The sequence below is a fragment of the Glaciimonas sp. OK215 genome (assembly GCF_057787885.1).
Map to the genome: position 1 here is coordinate 1723489 of NZ_CM173544.1, position 18012 is coordinate 1741500.

The following is an 18012-nucleotide window of genomic DNA, read 5'->3' on the forward strand; positions in this document are numbered from 1 at the left end:
TTCAAGATTGCGGCAGCTTATTTCGGTTACCTATGCTGCTTTGTTGCCGGTAAATTATAGGTATTCAACGAGCGAGGAATGAAGGCCATGGAAATGTCGTCTGCCAATAACTTAAACAATCAATTCGATAGCGATGTGCAGGAAACCGGCGAGTGGGTCGACGCGTTGCAAGGCGTGATACAGGCCGCCGGTCCGGAGCGCGCACGTTATCTGCTGTCGCGTCTGAGCGGAGCCGCACAGCAGTCGGGCATCAAATGGCGCGATGCGCGCAATACGCCCTATACCAACACCATCCGGGTCGAGGATGAGCCGTCGTTTCCGGGCGGCTCGGATGCGCTGGCGACCGAGCAGCATCTGGCCAGCCTGATCCGCTGGAATGCGCTGGCGATGGTGGTGCGGGCCAACCGTGCCTATGGCGAACTGGGCGGCCATATCGCCAGCTACGCTTCGGCAGCCGATCTGTTCGAAGTCGGCTTCAACCATTTCTTCCGCGCGCGCACCGATGCGTTCGGCGGCGACCTGGTCTACTTCCAGGCCCATTCGGCGCCCGGCATTTACGCGCGCGCTTTCCTGGAAGGCACGCTGACGGAACAAGAGCTGTCGTTCTACCGGCAGGAAATCGAAGGCAAGAAACAAGGCACGCAGGGCCTGTCCTCGTATCCGCATCCGTGGCTGATGGAAAATTTCTGGCAGTTCCCGACCGGTTCGATGGGACTCGGCCCGATCAGCGCGATCTACCATGCGCGCTTCATGCGCTACATGGAGCACCGCGGTTTGCTGGCGCCGCAGGACCGCAAGGTGTGGGGCGTCTTCGGCGACGGCGAGATGGATGAGCCGGAATCGCTGGCCGCGCTCAGCCTCGCTTCGCGAGAAACGCTGGACAACCTGGTGTTCGTGGTCAACTGCAATTTGCAGCGGCTCGACGGCCCGGTACGCGGCAACGGCCATATCGTTGATGAACTGGAAACCATCTTTGCCGGCGCCGGCTGGAATGTCATCAAGTTGTTGTGGGGCTCGGACTGGGATCCGCTATTTGCCCGCGACAAGTCGGGCGAACTGGTGAATGCGCTGAACCAGACGGTCGATGGCCAGTTGCAAACCTTCGCCGCCAACGACGGCGCCTTCAATCGCGCGCAGTTCTTTGGACAGACGCCGAGCTTGCAGGCGATTGGCGCGACACTGACCGACGACGAGATCGACCGGTTGCGCCGCGGCGGCCACGACATGAAAAAAATCCATGCGGCGTATCAGGCGGCGGCCAATCATCGGGGCCAGCCCACCGTGATCCTGGCTCAAACCAAAAAGGGTTTCGGCATGGGTGCGGCGGGCCAGGGCAAGATGACCACGCATCAGCAGAAAAAGCTCGACGCCGACACCCTGCTCGAATTCCGCGACCGTTTCCGTCTGCCGATTTCCGATGCGGATTGCGAGGTGCTGGCGTTCTACAAGCCCGCCGATGACAGTCCCGAAATGCGCCATCTGCTGCAGCGCCGCGCGGCGCTGGGTGGTTTCATGCCGCGCCGCAACACGGCACCGGCCAAGCTGGCAGTGCCTGCCATCGAGTCCTACGCCAGATTCGCGCTGGAAGCCGCCGACAAGGACATGTCGACCACGATGGCACTGGTGCGGATGATGGGCGGCTTGTTGAAGGACGCCGCGATCGGCAAGCACATCGTGCCGATTGTGGCCGACGAGGCACGCACGTTCGGCATGGCCAACCTGTTCCGGCAAGTCGGGATCTATTCGGCGCAGGGCCAGTTATATGAACCGGAAGATATCGGCTCGATCCTGTCTTACCGCGAAGCGAAGGACGGCCAGATTCTCGAAGAAGGCATTACCGAAGCGGGGGCGATCTCTTCCTGGACCGCGGCCGCGACCAGCTATTCGGTGCATGGTTTGCCGATGCTGCCGTTCTATATTTACTACTCGATGTTTGGCTTCCAGCGCATCGGCGACCTGATCTGGGCGGCGGCGGACCAGCGCGCACGCGGCTTCCTGATCGGTGCGACCTCCGGACGCACGACGCTGGCGGGCGAAGGCTTGCAGCATCAGGACGGATCCAGTCATGTGATGGCGGCGATGGTGCCGAATTGCGTGTCTTACGATCCGGCTTACGCCTATGAATTGGCGGTGATCGTGCAGGATGGCATGCAGCGCATGCTGGACAAGAATGACGATGTTTTTTACTACGTCACAGTGACCAACGAGAACGAAGCGCAGCCCAGCATGCCGCCGGGCGCCGAGGAAGGGATCAGGCGCGGCATGTACTGCCTGCAGCCGCAAGCAAACGCCGACGTGCGCCTGCTGGCCGCCGGGCCGATCCTGAAAGAAGCCATCGGCGCTGCCGCACTGCTCAAGGAAAAGTTTGGCGTCAGCGCCGAAGTCTGGAGCGTCACGAGCTACACCGAACTGGCGCGCGACGGCATCGCCGCGGAACGCATGCAACGCTTGTCCAACGCTGCCGCAGAAGCTTACGTCACGCAACAGTTAGGACACAGCGATGCACCGGTCATCGCCGCCAGCGACTATGTGCGCAGCATTCCCGAAAGCATCCGCGCCCATGTGCCGGCGCGTTACGTGACGCTGGGCACCGACGGCTTTGGACGCAGCGATACGCGGGCCAACCTGCGCGATTTTTTCGAGGTCGATGCGAAATGGATCGCCTTTACCGCATTGCGTGAACTGCCCGTCGGAAAAGATGCGGCGCAGCTCACGAAGTTTGCAGAAGCGCTCGGTTTGGATTTGACGAAACCGTTGTCGACAACGGTATAAAGAGCGGAAGTATTCGGCGGGGTGGACCGACTTGCAGCCGATACGCCCCGTTCATTAGTGAGCCGCTTTGACTATCATTCCCACTGCAACCAAGGCGGAAACGAGCCCAAATCCCTGTTGCAGTCTGGGGCCTGACAGGCGATCGGCGAGCATCCGTCCGCCTAGCATGCCGGCCAATGCGCCGCTGCAAAACGGCGCTGCCACAACCCAATTCAAATGTCCTGTCAGGGCGCTTGAAACTACGCCGGTCATCGACACCAGGGCAATCACGGCGAGCGAGGTGGCGACCACCGACTCCATCGCCAGATCGGTGCTGCGCTGCAGTGCCGGGACCATCACGAAACCGCCACCGACACCCAACAGGCCGGAGAGAAGGCCTGCAATGGCACCGGACAGCGCGAGCGCCCAGGCACAGGGGGAGGTCCAGACGATTTTTCCGGTGTCGGCGTTGCGAATGCACGGCGGCCGACGGGCCGATGCCAGCGCACGATCGGTCGATTGGCGCATGCTTTGCTTGAACATCCTGGCGGCGACATATAGCAAGACAATCGCAAACAGCAGCGTCAGCCATCGATTGTCCGTGTTGTGCGCCAGCCATAAACCGGGTGGCGCGAGCAGCATCCCGCTGCCGGCGGTCAACAGCGCAGCCTTGTAACGCACGATGCCGGCTTTCAGCCCGAATATCGCCCCCAGTGCCGCCGCCATGCCAACGGCCAGCAGACCGATCGGACCGGCTTCTGCCGCGCCGAGGCCCGCGCCGAAAATCAACAGTGGCACGGCCAGAATGCCGCCGCCGGCACCGGTTAATGCAAGAATGACGCCGACCGTCATGCCCAATCCAAGGTTCAGCAACATTCGTACAGTCTCCCATCTGGTAACCCTAGAAACGGTAGTTGACCGCTCCAAGTTACCTATAAGGTATTGATTAAATTAAAAATATCTTCAATGAATACAGTCACCTGTTGGGTGACCACACTCCTGCCGGTCCAACTACCGTTTCTAGGGTAACAACACATGCATCGTGCGCATCATTTCGTCGTTTCCGGTTGCGCCAGCCATTCCCGGCCTTTCAACATTCCCTGCCAGTAAAGCGGTGGCAAAATCCGTTCTTTAAGCAGCCATGCCAAACGCGATGGCCGGGTGCCATCGATCAGCCAGGATGGAAAAGTCGGCGCCACTTTGCCGCCATACAAAAATTCAGCCAGCACGATCTTGCCGCGTTCGACGGTCAGCGGGCACGATCCATAACCGTTGTAATGGCTATCGCCTTTGCCCTTGCCCAGCCCGGTCAAGACATTGTGCGCGACCACAGGCGCCTGCATGCGGGCCGCAGCGGCTGTCTTGGCATTGGGTGAATTGCCGACGTCGCCCAGCGCGAAGATATTGGCGAAGGTCTTGTGGCGCATCGTGGCCGGGTCGATATCGACCCAGCCGGCAGCATCGGCGAGCGGGCTGACGCGAATGAAATCGGGCGCTGTTTGCGGTGGGACAACATGCAGCATGTCAAATTCCTTGACCACCGTATCTTTGGTGCCGTCGCCGTTGGTGCGGGTGAAGGCGGCCGTTTTGGCAGCGCCATCGACGGCGGTCAGCGTATGCCCGAAATCGAGATGGATGCCATACGCCTTCACGTATTCCATCAGCGCCGGCACATAATCGGGCACGCCGAACAGGACGGCGCCGGCGTTGCAGAAGTCAATCTCGATGCCCGCCAGCACGCCTTCGCGGCGCCAATGACCAGCCGACAGATACATTGCCTTTTGCGGTGCGCCGGCGCATTTGATCGGCATGGGCGGTTGCGTGAAAATCGCACGTCCTCCGCGCAGCTGCTGCACCAGTTCCCAAGTGTAGGGAGCCAGCTGATACTGGTAATTTGAGGTGACACCATTCCGTCCCAGCGTATCGGACAGCCCCTCGATCGCTTGCCAGTCAAGCTTCAGACCGGGACAGACCACGAGTTGCCGGTATTTGACTACGCGGCAACCATCAAGAACGATGGCATTGCGCTCCGGCTCGAAAGCGGCAACGCCCGACTTCAGCCAGTGGACGCCGCGCGGAATCAGCGACGCCATCGTACGCGCCGTACTGGCCGCCGAGAATACGCCACCGCCGACCAGGGTCCAGCCGGGCTGGTAGTAATGCACGTCGGCCGGATCGATGATCGCGATGTCCAGCCCGGGCCAGCGTGCCAACAGGCTGGACGCGGTCGCGATGCCGGCAGCGCCGCCGCCGATGATCACTACCGCATGCTCGGCTTGGGCCACTTCGACCGGCGTGCGGCCATGATTGGCCGGATGACGAATATCCATGTTGTTCTCCGTTGTTTCAATCTAGGTGCGGATCAGGCCGCGTTGAGTGGAATTTTCAGGTAACGCGTGCCATTGTCTTCCGGCTCCGGCAAGTGGCCGGCGCGCATGTTGACCTGCACCGAGGGCAGGATCAGCGTCGGCATCTCCAGCATGGCATCGCGTGCGGTGCGCATCGCGACGAACTCTGCCTCGCCGATGCCGTCGCGCAGGTGAATATTGTGTGCGCGTTGATCCGTCACGGTGCTGACGAACCGCACATCGCGCCCGCCTGGCAGGTAGTCATGGCACATGTACAGCAAGGTATCGGCTGGCAGGCTCAGCACCTTGTTGATCGAGCGGAACAGCGTGCGTGCGTCGCCACCCGGGAAATCGCAACGCGCCGTGCCGTAATCGGGCATGAACAGGGTGTCGCCGACAAACGCAGCACGCTGCTTGCCGTCGCTGACCAAATAAGTCATGCAAGCCGGCGTATGGCCCGGCGTGTGCAGCGCGCGGCACTGCAACGCGCCAATCGCAAAAGCTTCATCGTCGGCGAACAGGTGGTCGAACTGGCTGCCGTCGCGCGCCACCTCGCGGCCGAGGTTGAACAGCTGGCCGAATACATTTTGTACGGCGGTGATGTGCCGGCCGATCCCAAGCTGGCCGCCGAGCTGCTCTTTCAGATAGGGCGCGGCCGACAGATGATCCGCATGGACATGGGTCTCGAGTATCCATTGCACGCTGGCGTCAAGCGCGCGGACTCGGGCAATCAACTTGTCGGCCGAGCGGGTGCCGGTATGACCGGACTTGGGGTCGTAGTCGAGCACGCTGTCGATCAGCGCGCATTGTCGGGTCGTCGTATCGAGGACCAGATAACTGACGGTTCCGGTGACCGGATCGAAGAAGCCTTCGACTTGTAATTTTGCTGCGAGTGTCATTCTCTGTCTCCTGATGAAGCAAGGCTGTTCATGCCAGGACAGCAATTAGCGTACCAACCCAGCCAGTTTTACGGGGCGACGGTAATTGATTGATTTCATGGGATTTTTGTAATTCGCGGCCGGAATATCCGCAGCTGCTGCAAGGCGTATGGCTGCCATTGGCAGATTTCGTTGGCAGGCTTGGCAGTGATATGGCAGAGTGCGTGTATCCCAAGGAGCCGCCATGCCCGCTAAAACGACTGCAGTTATCGACATCCTGCAACGCTCAACTCAGGTTCAATCGCTGATATCTTTCCTCGAACACGAGTCGCAGCCGATGATCGTGCTCGATCCCGACTACAACATCCTGGCCGCCAACAGCGCCTACCAGCGCCAGTTTGCCAGCATCGACCAACCTCACATCGGCCACAAGTGCTACCGCATCTCGCATCATTACGACCTACCTTGCGATCAGGCCGGCGAGCATTGTCCAATGAAAAAAGCGCAGGAACTGCGCGGACCGGACCGGGTGCTGCACATCCACCACACGCCGCGCGGCCCGGAACATGTGGAAGTGGAGCTGCGTCCCATCTTCGACCGGTACGGCGCGATCATTGCCTATGTCGAGCGCTTGTCGGTGGTGCGCAGTGCCTCGGCGCGCCCTAGCGGCGACGGCCTGGTCGGCCGCGCGCCCGCATTCAATCAGGCGCTGTCCGCGCTGCATCGGGTGGCACCGTCGATGCTGCCGGTCCTGCTCCTGGGCGAGTCAGGCAGCGGCAAGGAATTATTCGCGCGTGCCGTACATGAAGCCAGCGGACGCGCCGGCGGCCCGTTCGTGGTGGTCGATTGCTCGGGCCTGACCGAAACCCTGTTCGAGAGCGAGCTGTTCGGCCATGAGAAAGGAGCGTTCACCGGCGCGACGGCGCGCAAGCCGGGTCTGGTCGAGACCGCCCAAGGCGGCACCTTGTTCCTCGACGAGATCGGTGACGTGCCGCTGGGGATGCAGGTCAAGCTGCTGCGCCTGATCGAATCCGGCGCCTATCGCCGGGTTGGCGGCATCGAGACCCAGCGCGCCGACTTCCGGCTCGTGGCGGCAACCCACAAACCGCTGCGCGACATGGTGGCCGACGGCCATTTTCGACAAGATCTGTTTTACCGGATTAGCGCGTTTCCGATTCATTTGCCAGCCTTGCGCGAAAGGTCCGACGATATTCCTGTGTTGGTAACCTCATTTCTCCAGCGCCAGGAAGGTAGCAGCGTTCCGATGACGGTAGAAGCCGCCGCCATGATGCGGCTGCAGCAGTATGACTGGCCGGGAAATATCAGGGAATTGCGGAATGTGCTGGAGCGCGCGCGCCTGTTTGCCGACGACGGCGAAATCCGTATTGAGCACCTGCCTGCCGAACTGGTCAGTACCGGGCGAGCGCTTACCTCCGCGGCCGACTTGCGGGAGATATCAAGCCTGTCGCGCGACGCGGCCGACGCGCAACTGATTGCGCATGTGAAAAAAGGGAGCGCCAAGACACGGCGCGAGCTTGCGGCGCAAACCGGTCTGAGCGAACGCACGCTGTACCGGCGGCTCAAAGCCCTTGGCTTGTCCTGAGCGCGGCAAGTGACTGCACCATCGGCGGCTATCGATCAAGCAATGTCAGGCCTGGCAATTGCATGAATCCGGTGTTGCGCATGATCTCGATAAAGTCCAGCAGATAGACGCTGCCAGGATCTCCGGAACGGCTTGCAATATACAAATCGCCGGTCAGGCCCGCCGGCCCGATGGGCCGCGACGTCACATATTTTTTTTCCAAATACGGCTGGACCGCCCACAAAGGCAACGCAGCGATGCCTCTGCCGCTCGCTACCAGCTGCAGGATTGCCATCGTGAGTTGTGAGGTGCGCTTCTTCGGCTTGATACCTGCGGGCTTCAGTACCTTGCGGATGACGTCGATCATATCGTCGGGGATCGGGTAGGTGATTAACGTTTCTTCGGAAAAGTCTATTGCCTCCAGCCGTGACTTCGCCGTTAGCGGGTGGTCATTGCTCATCAGTGCCACGATCTCAAATGAAAACAAGGGGAAGTGATCGATGCCGGGTTCCTTTTCGTAGTCCGCCAGTATCGCCAGATCGGCCTGGTTTTGCAGCAACAGCTTGACTGGGTCATCCTGGAACCCGGACAGGATGTCCAGCTCAATATCGGGCCAGCGCCCGCGGAATGTGTCCATTGACGGCAACAACCAGTCGAAACAGGTATGGCATTCGACGGAAATGCGTAACGCCCCGCGTTGTCGGTGCTCCATCTGCTTGAGGTCGATCGCAGCCTGCTGGATCAGTGGCAGCACCGCGTTCGCGAGGTCAAGCAGCCGATGCCCGGCCGCCGAAAATAACACCGGCGAGGACTTCCGTTCGTACAGCCGAAATCCGTAGTAGTCCTCGATTATCTTGATTTGGTGGGAGAGCGCCGGTTGGGTAAGGTGCAGAATTTTTGCCGTCCTGGACAGTGTGCCGGTCTCCGAAAGGGTTTTTAACGTGATCAGATGCTGTAGCTCAATGGGGGAATTCTTCATAAATTAAATTGATGATCGGATTAAATTAATTGAATTGAAATAATAATTGGCGAAAGCTATAGTGAATTCCAATTGCTGGGCGATCTTGTTTCGGGGGCGATTTGAGCATAGCACGAAGTAGTGCTACATCAAAAATACTAATGGAATATAAGAAATTCTAAAAAAATACTAATTGTTATATTATGAAAAGGCTATTGTGATTAATTCAACACATCAATTGAGTACTCTGGCAGTGCATGCCGGACAGCAACCCGATCCACAGCACGGCTGCCTGACGACGCCGATTTATCAGACGTCCACCTTTGCTTACGGGACGTTCGACCGCGGGGCGCAAATTTTCGCCGGCGAGTTGCCGGGCTTCGTGTATAGCCGTTTTGCGAATCCGACAGTCGCCGCACTTGAGCGCAAGCTGGCGGTGCTGGAAGGCGCTGAAGATGCGATCGCGTTTTCCAGTGGCATGGGCGCGATTAGCGCGCTGTTGCTTGCATTATTGAATCCCGGTGACGAAGTGTTGTTCGTCGGGCCGCTCTACGGGGGGACCGAAGGTTTGCTGCGCAACTTGCTGCCACGCTTCGGCATTCAGGCGGTCGAAGTGTCGAACGTAGCCGGATTGCGCGCTGCAATTACCCCGCGTACCCGGATGGTGTACGTCGAGACGCCGATGAATCCGACGCTAAGCATCATCGATCTGAAGCGCGTCGCCGAGACCGCCCGCGAAGCAAATCTGATCAGCGTCGTCGACAATACCTTCGCCACGCCCATCCTCACTCAGCCGCTTGCATTCGGCATTGATCTTTCATTGCATTCCGCGACTAAATACATTGGGGGCCACGGTGATGCGACCGGCGGAATCGTGACCGGCGCGCTGAAACATATCGACACCATCCGTCACGTCGGCATGAAGCAGATCGGTACCTGCATGAGCCCCCAGGACGCCTTTCTATTCCTGCGCGGGGCGAAGACGCTGGCGCTGCGGGTCGAGCAATCGTCGAGAAATGCGCTCGAACTCGCCCAATTCATCGAGACGCGCCGTGAAATTTCGCGCGTGTATTACCCGGGGTTGCCAAGTCATCCCGATCATCCTGTCGCTGCGCGTCAAATGCGTGCATTCGGCGGCATCCTGTCGTTTGAAATGGCGGGTGGCCGCGACGCCGCGCGCAGCCTGCTGGACGCCTTGCAACTGGTGACGCAAGCGGTATCGGTGGGGGATACCGATTCGTTGATCTGTCATCCCGCATCGACGACCCATCGCGGTATTGCGCCGGAAATCCGGGCACGGCAAGGCGTCACTGAAGGGATGGTCCGTCTTAGTGTGGGTATTGAAGCCGTCGAAGACCTGAAGGCCGATATTGTCCAGGCGCTTCAGAAAAGTCATTAAACGAGTGCACGGACGGTGAGCAGCGCCGCTTATGGTCGTCGCACCATGCATGGTGCTGCCAACGTAGTGACTGGTCCATGTCTTAAAACGAACGAGGGGATAACAGCATGATGATCCGTATCTGGCGTTGCAATGTGTCTTTGATGCAAGCCCAGCGGTTTTTGGAGGTGTTTCGCGGTGTCGATGCGCGCCTGGCTGAAACGCATGATGGCTACCGCGGCGTATCGATCTATTTTCGGGACCGGGATGATCGGCGGCACTTCGTCATTCAATCGACCTGGGAATCCATGGAGGCAATCTCCCGGTATGCCGATCAGCAGTTCGATCAAGTGAAGCTGTTTCCCGAGTTTGACAATTTCGACTTGCAAAACGAAGCAGAGATCGAACATCTGCAGGTGCTGGCCGAACATATGCACGAGCAATTCTATTACTCAGACCTGGTGCCTTGAACCGGTAAACGCTTGATCGACGTCCGACGCCGGTCTCCTGGAAACGTCCGAATGGCTGCAAGCCATCTTTACGCCGATGAACAGTCGGCGTCGGGAATAATTTATGAAAAATAATGTATGAAGCAAGAAAAATTACTCCACGTTAAAACCCGCCTGGGCCACTATGGCCGCAAGGATAAAACCCACTCCGGCCCTGTTAATCCGCCGCTGATCCGCGCCTCTACAATGCTGTTTCCGGACGTAGCGCAATTGCAGTCCGCCAGCGGAACGCGCAGGTCCTATGGACGCCACGGCAACGAAACGACGCTGGCGCTTGAGAGTGCTCTTTGTACCGCAGAAGGTGCCGATGCGTGTTTATTGACGCCGTCTGGATTGTTGGCCATCACAACCACGCTGTTGTCATTGCTGAAGCCGGGCGACCATATGCTGATGACGGATTCCGCCTACGATCCGGCACGTGATTTTTGCGATGGTTTCCTCACCGGGATGGGTGTGGAAACAACCTATTATGATCCGCTCATCGGTGCCGGTATTGAGGCGCTGATCCGTCCCAACACGAAGGTGATTTTCGTGGAATCGCCTGGATCGCTGACCTTTGAGGTACAGGATATCCCCGCGATTGCGGACGCGGCGCATCGCCATGGCGCGCTGGTGATCTCTGACAGTACCTGGGCGACGCCGCTCGGATGGCCGTCGTTCAAGCTCGGTGTGGATGTGTCGATCCACGCGGCGACCAAATACATCGTCGGGCATTCGGATGTCCTCATGGGCGCCATCCTTACCACTGAAGCGCTTGGTACAAGCTTGCGCAAGACTTACCGTCAGCTTGGCATCTCCGTCGGTGCGGACGACGCTTATCTGGTCTTGCGCGGCTTGCGCACCATGGATGCACGACTGGCGGTGCATCGCGCCAACGCACAACTCGTCGCTGGCTGGCTACAGAGGCGGCCCGAAGTGGAAACGGTGTTATATCCACCGCTTGAGGGTAGCCCGGGGCACGCTCTATGGAAACGCGATTTCCGCGCCGAGTACGCGTGCGGACTGATGGGTGTCGTGTTTCGTCCGGAAATTTCTCAAGCTGCCGTTACGCAGCTGGTCAATCAGGTAAAGCTGTTCGGCATTGGCTATAGCTGGGGAGGGTACGAAAGTCTGATGATCCCGATGACGCCAGGCGTACATCGCTCGGTGACCGCCGCTCGCTGGCCCCTGCAAATGATACGGATCCATGTCGGACTCGAAGCCGTTTCGGACCTGATTGACGATCTCAGCCATGGTTTTGACGCGCTGCGCAATTGTAGTTGAACGTTGTAGTACCCGGTTGTAATCCATTCCATATAAAGGAGACAAGAGATGAAAAAGAAAATTATCCTCTTCACGCTATTGGCGGCGACGAGCGTTTCAGCATTGGCTGATCAGTTGGCGGACATCAAGGCAAAGGGCGAGTTGGTGTGTGGCGTATTAGGCACGGATGAGCCGTTCAGTTTTATTCAGGACCCGGCCAAGCGGGAGATCGTGGGCTACGAGGTCGATTTGTGCAATGCCGTCGCGAAGAGTATCGGCGTGAAGGCAACGCTGAAGCAACTGGCGGTATCCGCGCGGATTCCCGAGCTCGAGCAAGGACGTGTCGACATGCTCGCGGCATCGCTGACGCACAACAAGGAGCGGGAAGCGAAGATTGACTTTTCCTATTCCACCTTCATTACCGGCCAGAGGCTGATGGTGAGAAAGAATAGCGGGATACAGTCCGTCGGGCAGTTGGGCGGCAAAAAAGTGTTGGCCGTAAAGGGTTCAGACGCAGAACAGAACATTAAAACGGCAGTGCCTACGGCGGTAGTCGTCTCCTTCGACTCGAATCCGCAAGCCTTGCTCGCGCTGGAGCAAGGCAAAGGCGCAGCCTATGCGAACGACGAAACCACGTTGATCCAGAATTACGCGCAGCTTGGGCCGGATGCAATCAATTTCGCGCTTCTGCCGCAGATGCTGGCTGTCGAGCCTTTGGCGATGGGGCTGAGAAAGAACGAGCCGGCCTTCCGTGAAGTGGTCAACAAGGTATTGGCCGATCTGGAAAAATCAGGCGAAGCTGTAAAGTTGTTCGTCAAGTGGTTTGGTCCGCAAACCAAAATGAAGTTCAGCCACCGCGATTTCAAAATCGACTCCGACAAAATCAGCTGAAAATTCCCTGAGGCCGTCCGGCTGACAACGGGCCGATACGTTCAATAGCACTTACGCAAAATGCATTTGAAGGATGGTGCGCGCAGCGCACCATCCAATCCATTCATTTTTCGCATGTCCTAAAAAAGAAATGTTCATCTGCTTGCTTGTTCAAATTTATAGCTAATAATTTTTTGCGGAAGTTCCATTCAAAATGGCTACATTCGATTTCAATATGCTGTTGCTTGGCAGGTATCACGACTGGTTAATTGCCGGCTTCTTTCTTACTGTCAAGCTGACTGCGATTACGCTGGTGATTGCCATGCCGCTGGCGATCGTGGTCGCGATATTGCGTCTTTCCCCGCATGCTGCACTGCGCGCCATTGGTGTTTTTTACGTGGAAAGTATCCGCAATGTGCCGCTGCTCGTGCATATGTTGTTTTGGTATTTCGGTGCACCGCAATTTTTGCCGGAATCCGTCAAGACATGGCTTTATGAAGGCAACATCGAAAGTATCAGTGCGGTGATTGCCTTGGTTTTATATACCGCCGCTTATATGTCGGAGGACATCCGCAGTGGCATCCGCTCCATTCCAAAGGAGCAGATGGAGGCCAGCAGTGCGCTGGGTTTTGGTTTTCTGAAAACGATGAAGCTTGTCATTTTGCCGCAGTCGTTACGCATCACGATTCCGCCCTTGATCAGTCAGACGCTGAATTTGTGGAAAAACACCAGCATTGCGATGGTGATCGGCGTGGCAGAGCTGATGTACCAGACCCAGCAGGTTGAAAGTGCGACGTTTAAAAGCTATGAAGCCTTTGCCTTTACCACATTCGCCTACCTGACGGTCTCGCTGGTGATTACCGGCATTGCGAATTTGTATCAACGTCGGTTCCAGGTAAGGAGTGTCTGAGATGCTGGAAATTATTCACACTTACTGGCTGTATTTTCTGGTCGGACAATATCCAAACGGCCCGCTCGGCGGTCTCGCACTGACGGTCGTCATGGCGGCGCTGGCCTTGCTGCTGGCCATGCCGGTTGGCGTAGTGTTGGCGCTATGCAGGATCAGTCATTGGCGCACGCTGCGCCGGTCGGCGACGGCTCTGGTGTTTGTGGTCCGGGGAATTCCCTTGCTCATGGTGATATTTTGGGCGTACTTCGTATTGCCCACACTCATTGGCCAGAAGACGGATCAGTTCAGCACCATGCTTGCGGCACTGGTGATTTTCGACGGGGTGTATCTCGCCGAAATTATCCGCGCCGGCATCCAGGGGCTGCCGAAAGGCCAAATGGAGTGCGCTCGCTCGCTTGGCCTGAATCATCTGCAGACGATGCGACTGGTTGTCCTGCCGCAGGCGATGAAAAACATGTTGCCGTCACTGGTCAACCAGTTCGTCTCCACGATCAAAGAGACATCCCTGGGATACATCATCGGTCTTGCCGAGGTGTCGCTAGTGATGGCGCAAGTCAACAACCTGACAAGAACCAAGTCGGCAGAAGTCTATTTCTTGCTCGGCGCAACCTATTTCATCATGTGCTTCGGCTTGTCCCGCGTAGCGTTTTGGATGGAGCATCGAAGGGTCGTTAGAAAATAAATCTACTGTGAGGCGGAACATGAGATTAGTAAAAGTAAAAAATGAAGGAGACATCATGATTCAAATCGAGGGCGCCAATAAGTGGTACGGCGAATACCACGCATTGGTCGATATCAATGAAGAGTTCAAGAAGGGGGAAGTGGTCGTTATTTGCGGCCCTTCCGGTTCAGGGAAATCAACGCTGATTCGGGCGCTGAACAGATTGGAGCCCATCCAATCCGGCAGCATCAAAATCGACGGGCAAGACATCTACGATGCGAGTCTGAACGTCAATACGCTACGCAGCAGGATTGGATTTGTATTCCAGCAATTTAACCTGTTTCCGCATTTGACCGTCCTGGAAAACTGTACGCTGGCGCCAATGCATTTGAAGAAATTGCCTCTCAAGACTGCAAACGAGGAGGCGATGGCGCTGCTGGAGCGGGTTGGCCTGGCGTCGAAGGCGCTCGCTCATCCGGCACAGTTATCAGGGGGACAGCAGCAGCGGGTCGCGATCGCGCGCGCTTTGGCCATGCGGCCGCCACTGATGCTGTTCGATGAGCCGACCAGTGCGCTCGACCCGGAGATGGTCGGTGAAGTGCTGCTGACCATGCAGGACCTGGCGCGGGACGGTATGACGATGGTATGCGTGACGCATGAAATGGGCTTCGCACGCGAGGTGGCAGACCGGGTCATATTTATGGATCAGGGAAAGGTGCTGGAACGTGCGCGGCCCGAGCAATTTTTTAATGCGCCCCAGCATCCACGCGCCCGGAAATTCTTGTCCGACATTCGTACGCCATTTGCAGTGGCCGTGTAGGGACCGGACCCGTCAAAGGTAAGTGCCGGGCAATATCTCGACATGTCAGGCGCGAGGCATCTGCGCCGCCCTGGACAGCACACGCACGGGCACCGGGTCATCGTGGCCGCGCAGGCGTGCCGCAAGCTGCGGCAGGTCTGCGGCCGAAACGCCTGCATGCTGGAACACCTGTTCGGAGACGAGAGCCTCGCAACCGATCTCTCTTGTCAGCTGCTCAAGTCGCGAGGCCACGTTCAACGGGTCGCCAATCGCCGTGAACGTCACATGCTCGCGAAAACCGATTTCACCCATTACGGCCCGGCCGCAATGCAATCCAATGCCAAACCGGATTGGCGTTTTCAACTGTTTCTCGAGCGCAGCGTTGAGTTCGTCAATATTGGCGGCCACCAGCGGCACTGCGCTGAGCGCCTGGCGACAAGCGGCTGCCGGCTCGCTGTGCAAGCCAAAGATCGCGAGCACTGCATCGCCCAGGAACTGGTTCGGCAGGCCGCCCGCCTGGACCACTGCGGCGCTGACCGCACTCAGGAAGCGACTGACCACGAATATGCTGTCGAACGGCAATTGTGCCGCCGCAAGCTGAGTGGAGTCGCGCATATCCACGAACATGAACGCCGCGAATCGTTCTTGCGGCATGACGTCGCGCTGGCGCCGTTGCAAGAAGGCCGTGGATGCAGTCGGCGGCACCAGCGGCCACACGGAGAGATCGTGGGTCGGCCGCAACTGGCAGGCGAGGCGCACTGTCTGCGCGTCAGATCCCATCCGCTCCAGAACACGCCGCTCCGCCTCGGCCGGCACGGGCAGCGGCACAGCGCTCTGCACGCGCACCCGGCACAACGTGCAGCGGGCGCGGCCACCGCACGTGCTGGCATGGGGAACGCCTGCCATGCGGCTGGCCTCCAGCACCGAAAATCCGAGCGGCGCGAATACCTTGCGCCCGTCTGGATACAGAATACAGAGCCGCCCGCCTCGGCGCTCCCGCAGCGTGCGCAGCAGCCGCGCTGCGAGTACCAGCAGCAGCGCACCACCATCGAAGAGCAAAAAGTCGTTGCGCAGATCGGCGAGCCAGAGATTTTGCGATCCCGTCCCGATGATCGTCGGCCGAGTCGCCGCGGCGCGCCAGACGGGATCCTGCGCCAGCGCGATCACTTCCCGTCCGCCCTGCAAGTAGCCGAGCAGCGCGAGCACCGGGAGCAGCACGGCGACGCTAAGCAGCACGCTCCGCCACGCCCCAAACCATGGTTTCAAGCGCAACCAGAACCAGATGCCAAAACACCCATGCAGCCAGGCGACCACCAACAGCATCAGCTGCACACGGCCGAAGAACGGCGAAGCGATCCAGAACGAGTACAGCAACTGCGCGTAACCCTTGTTCAGGCCGAACGCGGCAAACGCGACCCGCGTATTCGCGAGATGGTTGGCTAGCAGCGGCGGTATGCATAAGCCGAGGACGAGCTGCGTCACCTCACCCGGATTCCAATGCACCGAGCGCCGCTCGTACAGCGCCCACAGACCCAGGCAGAAATGCGTCGCCAGCGCGCTGTACAGCACACCCGTTCCAAGCCATCCTTGCCAAATGAACTTCTGCACCAGCAGATCGCGCTCCAGCCATGCAAGCGAGATATTCCCCAGCGAGTGATTCAGGAGGTGCGTGCCGACGTAGGTGAACAGCACCAGTCCGGTGGCCAGCCGGACCGATCGCACTCCCGCCGGCCGCAATCTTTGAAAACCGGGAAAGCGTGGCATGCTCTAGCCTCCAATTAACAGACTCCGCCTCTTCGCCAGATAGTCTCGCTTTTCCAGCAAGAATTCAAGAGCGCGCGATGCGCGCTGTGGCGCGTCATGGCGCGCCACAGCGGATCGTGGAAAGTAAGGAGCTTGCCAAGCTCGCCAGCCGATTAACTGCCGCCGTCAATTGCCGTTCCCGGTTTGGCAATCTGGCTCCTGACTTCGGTGCGGCTGGCTGCTCAGCGGGTTGGGATGACCGGATAGGAGTCGGAAACGGTGAGCGTACCGTCCTTCCGCGCCTGCGCCACTTCAGCCCGCACTTCGGCGCGGGTTTTGGTCGATACGAATTGCACCGTAGGAGGATAATTTGCGTCGGACACGGTGAGCGTACCGTCCTTCCGGGCCTGCGCCAATTCAGCCCGAACTTCGGCGCGGGTTTTGGTCGAGACGAAATGCTGCTCAGGAGGATAGTTGGCGTCGGAAATGGTGAGCGTGCCGTCCTTCCGCGCCTGCGCCACTTCAGCCTGAACTTCGGCGCGGGTTTTGGTCGAGACGAAATGCTCCTCGGGAGGGTAGGGGGCCTCGGCAAAGGCGCTGCCGGCGGCGCTCAGGATGGTGAGACTTGCGATAAATTGTTTGGTGTTCATTTTGCTCTCCAGTAAATTGATGACGCCAGGTTTGGCGGAACAGGCACAATGGCAGCCCGTCGGATCCAGCTCGGTGAGCGGCACGCTTGTACTGCATATAACCTGGTTTTGCCGCCAGTTATTCCCGGAAAGGCGCAGGCCCTCGCTTCACGCTCGCCATTGGCGATACGGCTCCATCGTTCGATCTGGGCGAACAAGCCTTCGATGCGCGGACGATAACGTTGCATGCGATAACCGTCGCGCACCACTTCGCGATTATTGTTGCTTTTCAGGAATATACGCAGCGCATTATGTTTTTTTCAACGACAAAAACCGGGCAGGCGGTGCTTGAGATATTTAGTGCCGCACAGAAATATTTTTCTTGCCTATGTAAATAAATTTACTACACTTTTTAAGCGCGAATGAATGGTCTTACGTTGAGGCAACAGATGTGCGAACAGCACATAGGTTGGTTGCATTCTCGCGCTCTGGGGTGCCTGACCGGTTGCAAGTATATAAACGTTTAAAAGGAGATTTTATGAGTGAGATAGCGCGTAAGCCTTTGGAAGAACAGGAAGTGGTTATCCATGTCGAAAAGGGAATGGCAGGCAACGTCAAGGTGGTCGAAGCGGGCAAGGGCACCTTGCCCAATGAAATCACTGTCCAGGTCAGCAAGAAGCGCCGGCCTGCAGCGATCCCTGTGTTAGGGGTAATCGTCAAATAGTCGTTAATAAAAAGTTGCGCCGCAGCGCCT

The 18012-nt window shown here is 58.3% G+C and carries 15 protein-coding genes and 2 pseudogenes; 10 read left to right on the plus strand and 7 right to left on the minus strand.

What is annotated here, in order from left to right:
- The first annotated feature begins 87 nt into the window (after positions 1-87).
- A complete protein-coding gene (mdeB, locus tag AC3CHX_RS07790) occupies positions 88-2772 on the plus strand; it encodes an alpha-ketoglutarate dehydrogenase (protein ID WP_488643475.1) in 2685 nt (894 codons plus the stop codon).
- Positions 2773-2826: 54 nt separating this feature from the next.
- Here the strand turns inward: mdeB and AC3CHX_RS07795 are convergent, their stop codons facing one another.
- The 3 genes and pseudogenes from AC3CHX_RS07795 to AC3CHX_RS07805 form a co-directional block, all read right to left on the minus strand.
- On the minus strand, positions 2827-3627 hold the full coding sequence (locus AC3CHX_RS07795) for a sulfite exporter TauE/SafE family protein (protein ID WP_488643476.1): 801 nt from the start codon (positions 3625-3627) through the stop codon (positions 2827-2829).
- A 173-nt stretch (positions 3628-3800) separates the two neighbouring features.
- A pseudogene (locus AC3CHX_RS07800) lies at positions 3801-5021 on the minus strand (NAD(P)/FAD-dependent oxidoreductase); the annotation flags it as partial.
- 92 nt (positions 5022-5113) lie between these two features.
- On the minus strand, positions 5114-5998 hold the full coding sequence (locus tag AC3CHX_RS07805) for an MBL fold metallo-hydrolase (RefSeq protein WP_488643477.1): 885 nt from the start codon (positions 5996-5998) through the stop codon (positions 5114-5116).
- Between the two features lie 223 nt (positions 5999-6221).
- Between AC3CHX_RS07805 and AC3CHX_RS07810 the strand changes: the two are divergent.
- A pseudogene (locus AC3CHX_RS07810) lies at positions 6222-7397 on the plus strand (sigma-54 interaction domain-containing protein); the annotation flags it as partial.
- 211 nt (positions 7398-7608) lie between these two features.
- Here the strand turns inward: AC3CHX_RS07810 and AC3CHX_RS07815 are convergent.
- A complete protein-coding gene (locus AC3CHX_RS07815; protein WP_488643478.1) occupies positions 7609-8538 on the minus strand; it encodes a LysR family transcriptional regulator in 930 nt (309 codons plus the stop codon).
- Positions 8539-8755: 217 nt separating this feature from the next.
- On the opposite strand from AC3CHX_RS07815, the gene AC3CHX_RS07820 reads away from it, so the two are divergent.
- The 7 genes from AC3CHX_RS07820 (at position 8756) to AC3CHX_RS07850 (ending at position 14907) form a co-directional block, all read left to right on the plus strand.
- A complete protein-coding gene (locus AC3CHX_RS07820) occupies positions 8756-9916 on the plus strand; it encodes a trans-sulfuration enzyme family protein (protein ID WP_488643479.1) in 1161 nt (386 codons plus the stop codon).
- A gap of 107 nt (positions 9917-10023) precedes the next feature.
- The gene (locus AC3CHX_RS07825; RefSeq protein ID WP_488643480.1) at positions 10024-10365 is read left to right on the plus strand and encodes an antibiotic biosynthesis monooxygenase family protein; all 342 of its coding nucleotides are present in this window, start codon (positions 10024-10026) and stop codon (positions 10363-10365) included.
- Between the two features lie 117 nt (positions 10366-10482).
- Positions 10483-11667 (plus strand): cystathionine beta-lyase, encoded by a 1185-nt coding sequence (gene metC, locus AC3CHX_RS07830; protein ID WP_488643481.1) that lies wholly within the window; start codon positions 10483-10485, stop codon positions 11665-11667.
- Positions 11668-11715: 48 nt separating this feature from the next.
- Positions 11716-12537 (plus strand): ABC transporter substrate-binding protein, encoded by an 822-nt coding sequence (locus AC3CHX_RS07835; protein WP_488643482.1) that lies wholly within the window; start codon positions 11716-11718, stop codon positions 12535-12537.
- Positions 12538-12730: 193 nt separating this feature from the next.
- On the plus strand, positions 12731-13426 hold the full coding sequence (locus tag AC3CHX_RS07840) for an amino acid ABC transporter permease (protein WP_488643483.1): 696 nt from the start codon (positions 12731-12733) through the stop codon (positions 13424-13426).
- A 1-nt stretch (position 13427) separates the two neighbouring features.
- Positions 13428-14108, plus strand: a complete 681-nt coding sequence (locus tag AC3CHX_RS07845; protein WP_488643484.1) for an amino acid ABC transporter permease — start codon at positions 13428-13430, stop codon at positions 14106-14108.
- A gap of 55 nt (positions 14109-14163) precedes the next feature.
- A complete protein-coding gene (locus AC3CHX_RS07850; RefSeq protein WP_488643485.1) occupies positions 14164-14907 on the plus strand; it encodes an amino acid ABC transporter ATP-binding protein in 744 nt (247 codons plus the stop codon).
- Between the two features lie 45 nt (positions 14908-14952).
- Here AC3CHX_RS07850 and AC3CHX_RS07855 read toward each other — a convergent pair whose 3' ends face one another.
- The 3 genes from AC3CHX_RS07855 to AC3CHX_RS07865 form a co-directional block, all read right to left on the minus strand.
- Positions 14953-16650 carry an adenylate/guanylate cyclase domain-containing protein gene (locus tag AC3CHX_RS07855; RefSeq protein ID WP_488643486.1) on the minus strand — a complete coding sequence of 566 codons (1698 nt, stop codon included), beginning with the start codon at positions 16648-16650 and terminating at the stop codon, positions 14953-14955.
- Positions 16651-16871: 221 nt separating this feature from the next.
- Positions 16872-17279, minus strand: coding sequence for a DUF4148 domain-containing protein (locus AC3CHX_RS07860; protein ID WP_488643487.1), 408 nt, complete (start codon positions 17277-17279; stop codon positions 16872-16874).
- On the minus strand, positions 17276-17563 hold the full coding sequence (locus tag AC3CHX_RS07865; RefSeq protein WP_488644763.1) for a SpvB/TcaC N-terminal domain-containing protein: 288 nt from the start codon (positions 17561-17563) through the stop codon (positions 17276-17278). Before AC3CHX_RS07865 ends, AC3CHX_RS07860 begins: the two co-directional genes overlap by 4 nt.
- Positions 17564-17796: 233 nt before the next feature.
- On the opposite strand from AC3CHX_RS07865, the gene AC3CHX_RS07870 reads away from it, so the two are divergent.
- The gene (locus AC3CHX_RS07870; RefSeq protein WP_488643488.1) at positions 17797-17982 is read left to right on the plus strand and encodes a hypothetical protein; all 186 of its coding nucleotides are present in this window, start codon (positions 17797-17799) and stop codon (positions 17980-17982) included.
- The last annotated feature ends 30 nt before the right edge of the window (positions 17983-18012 follow it).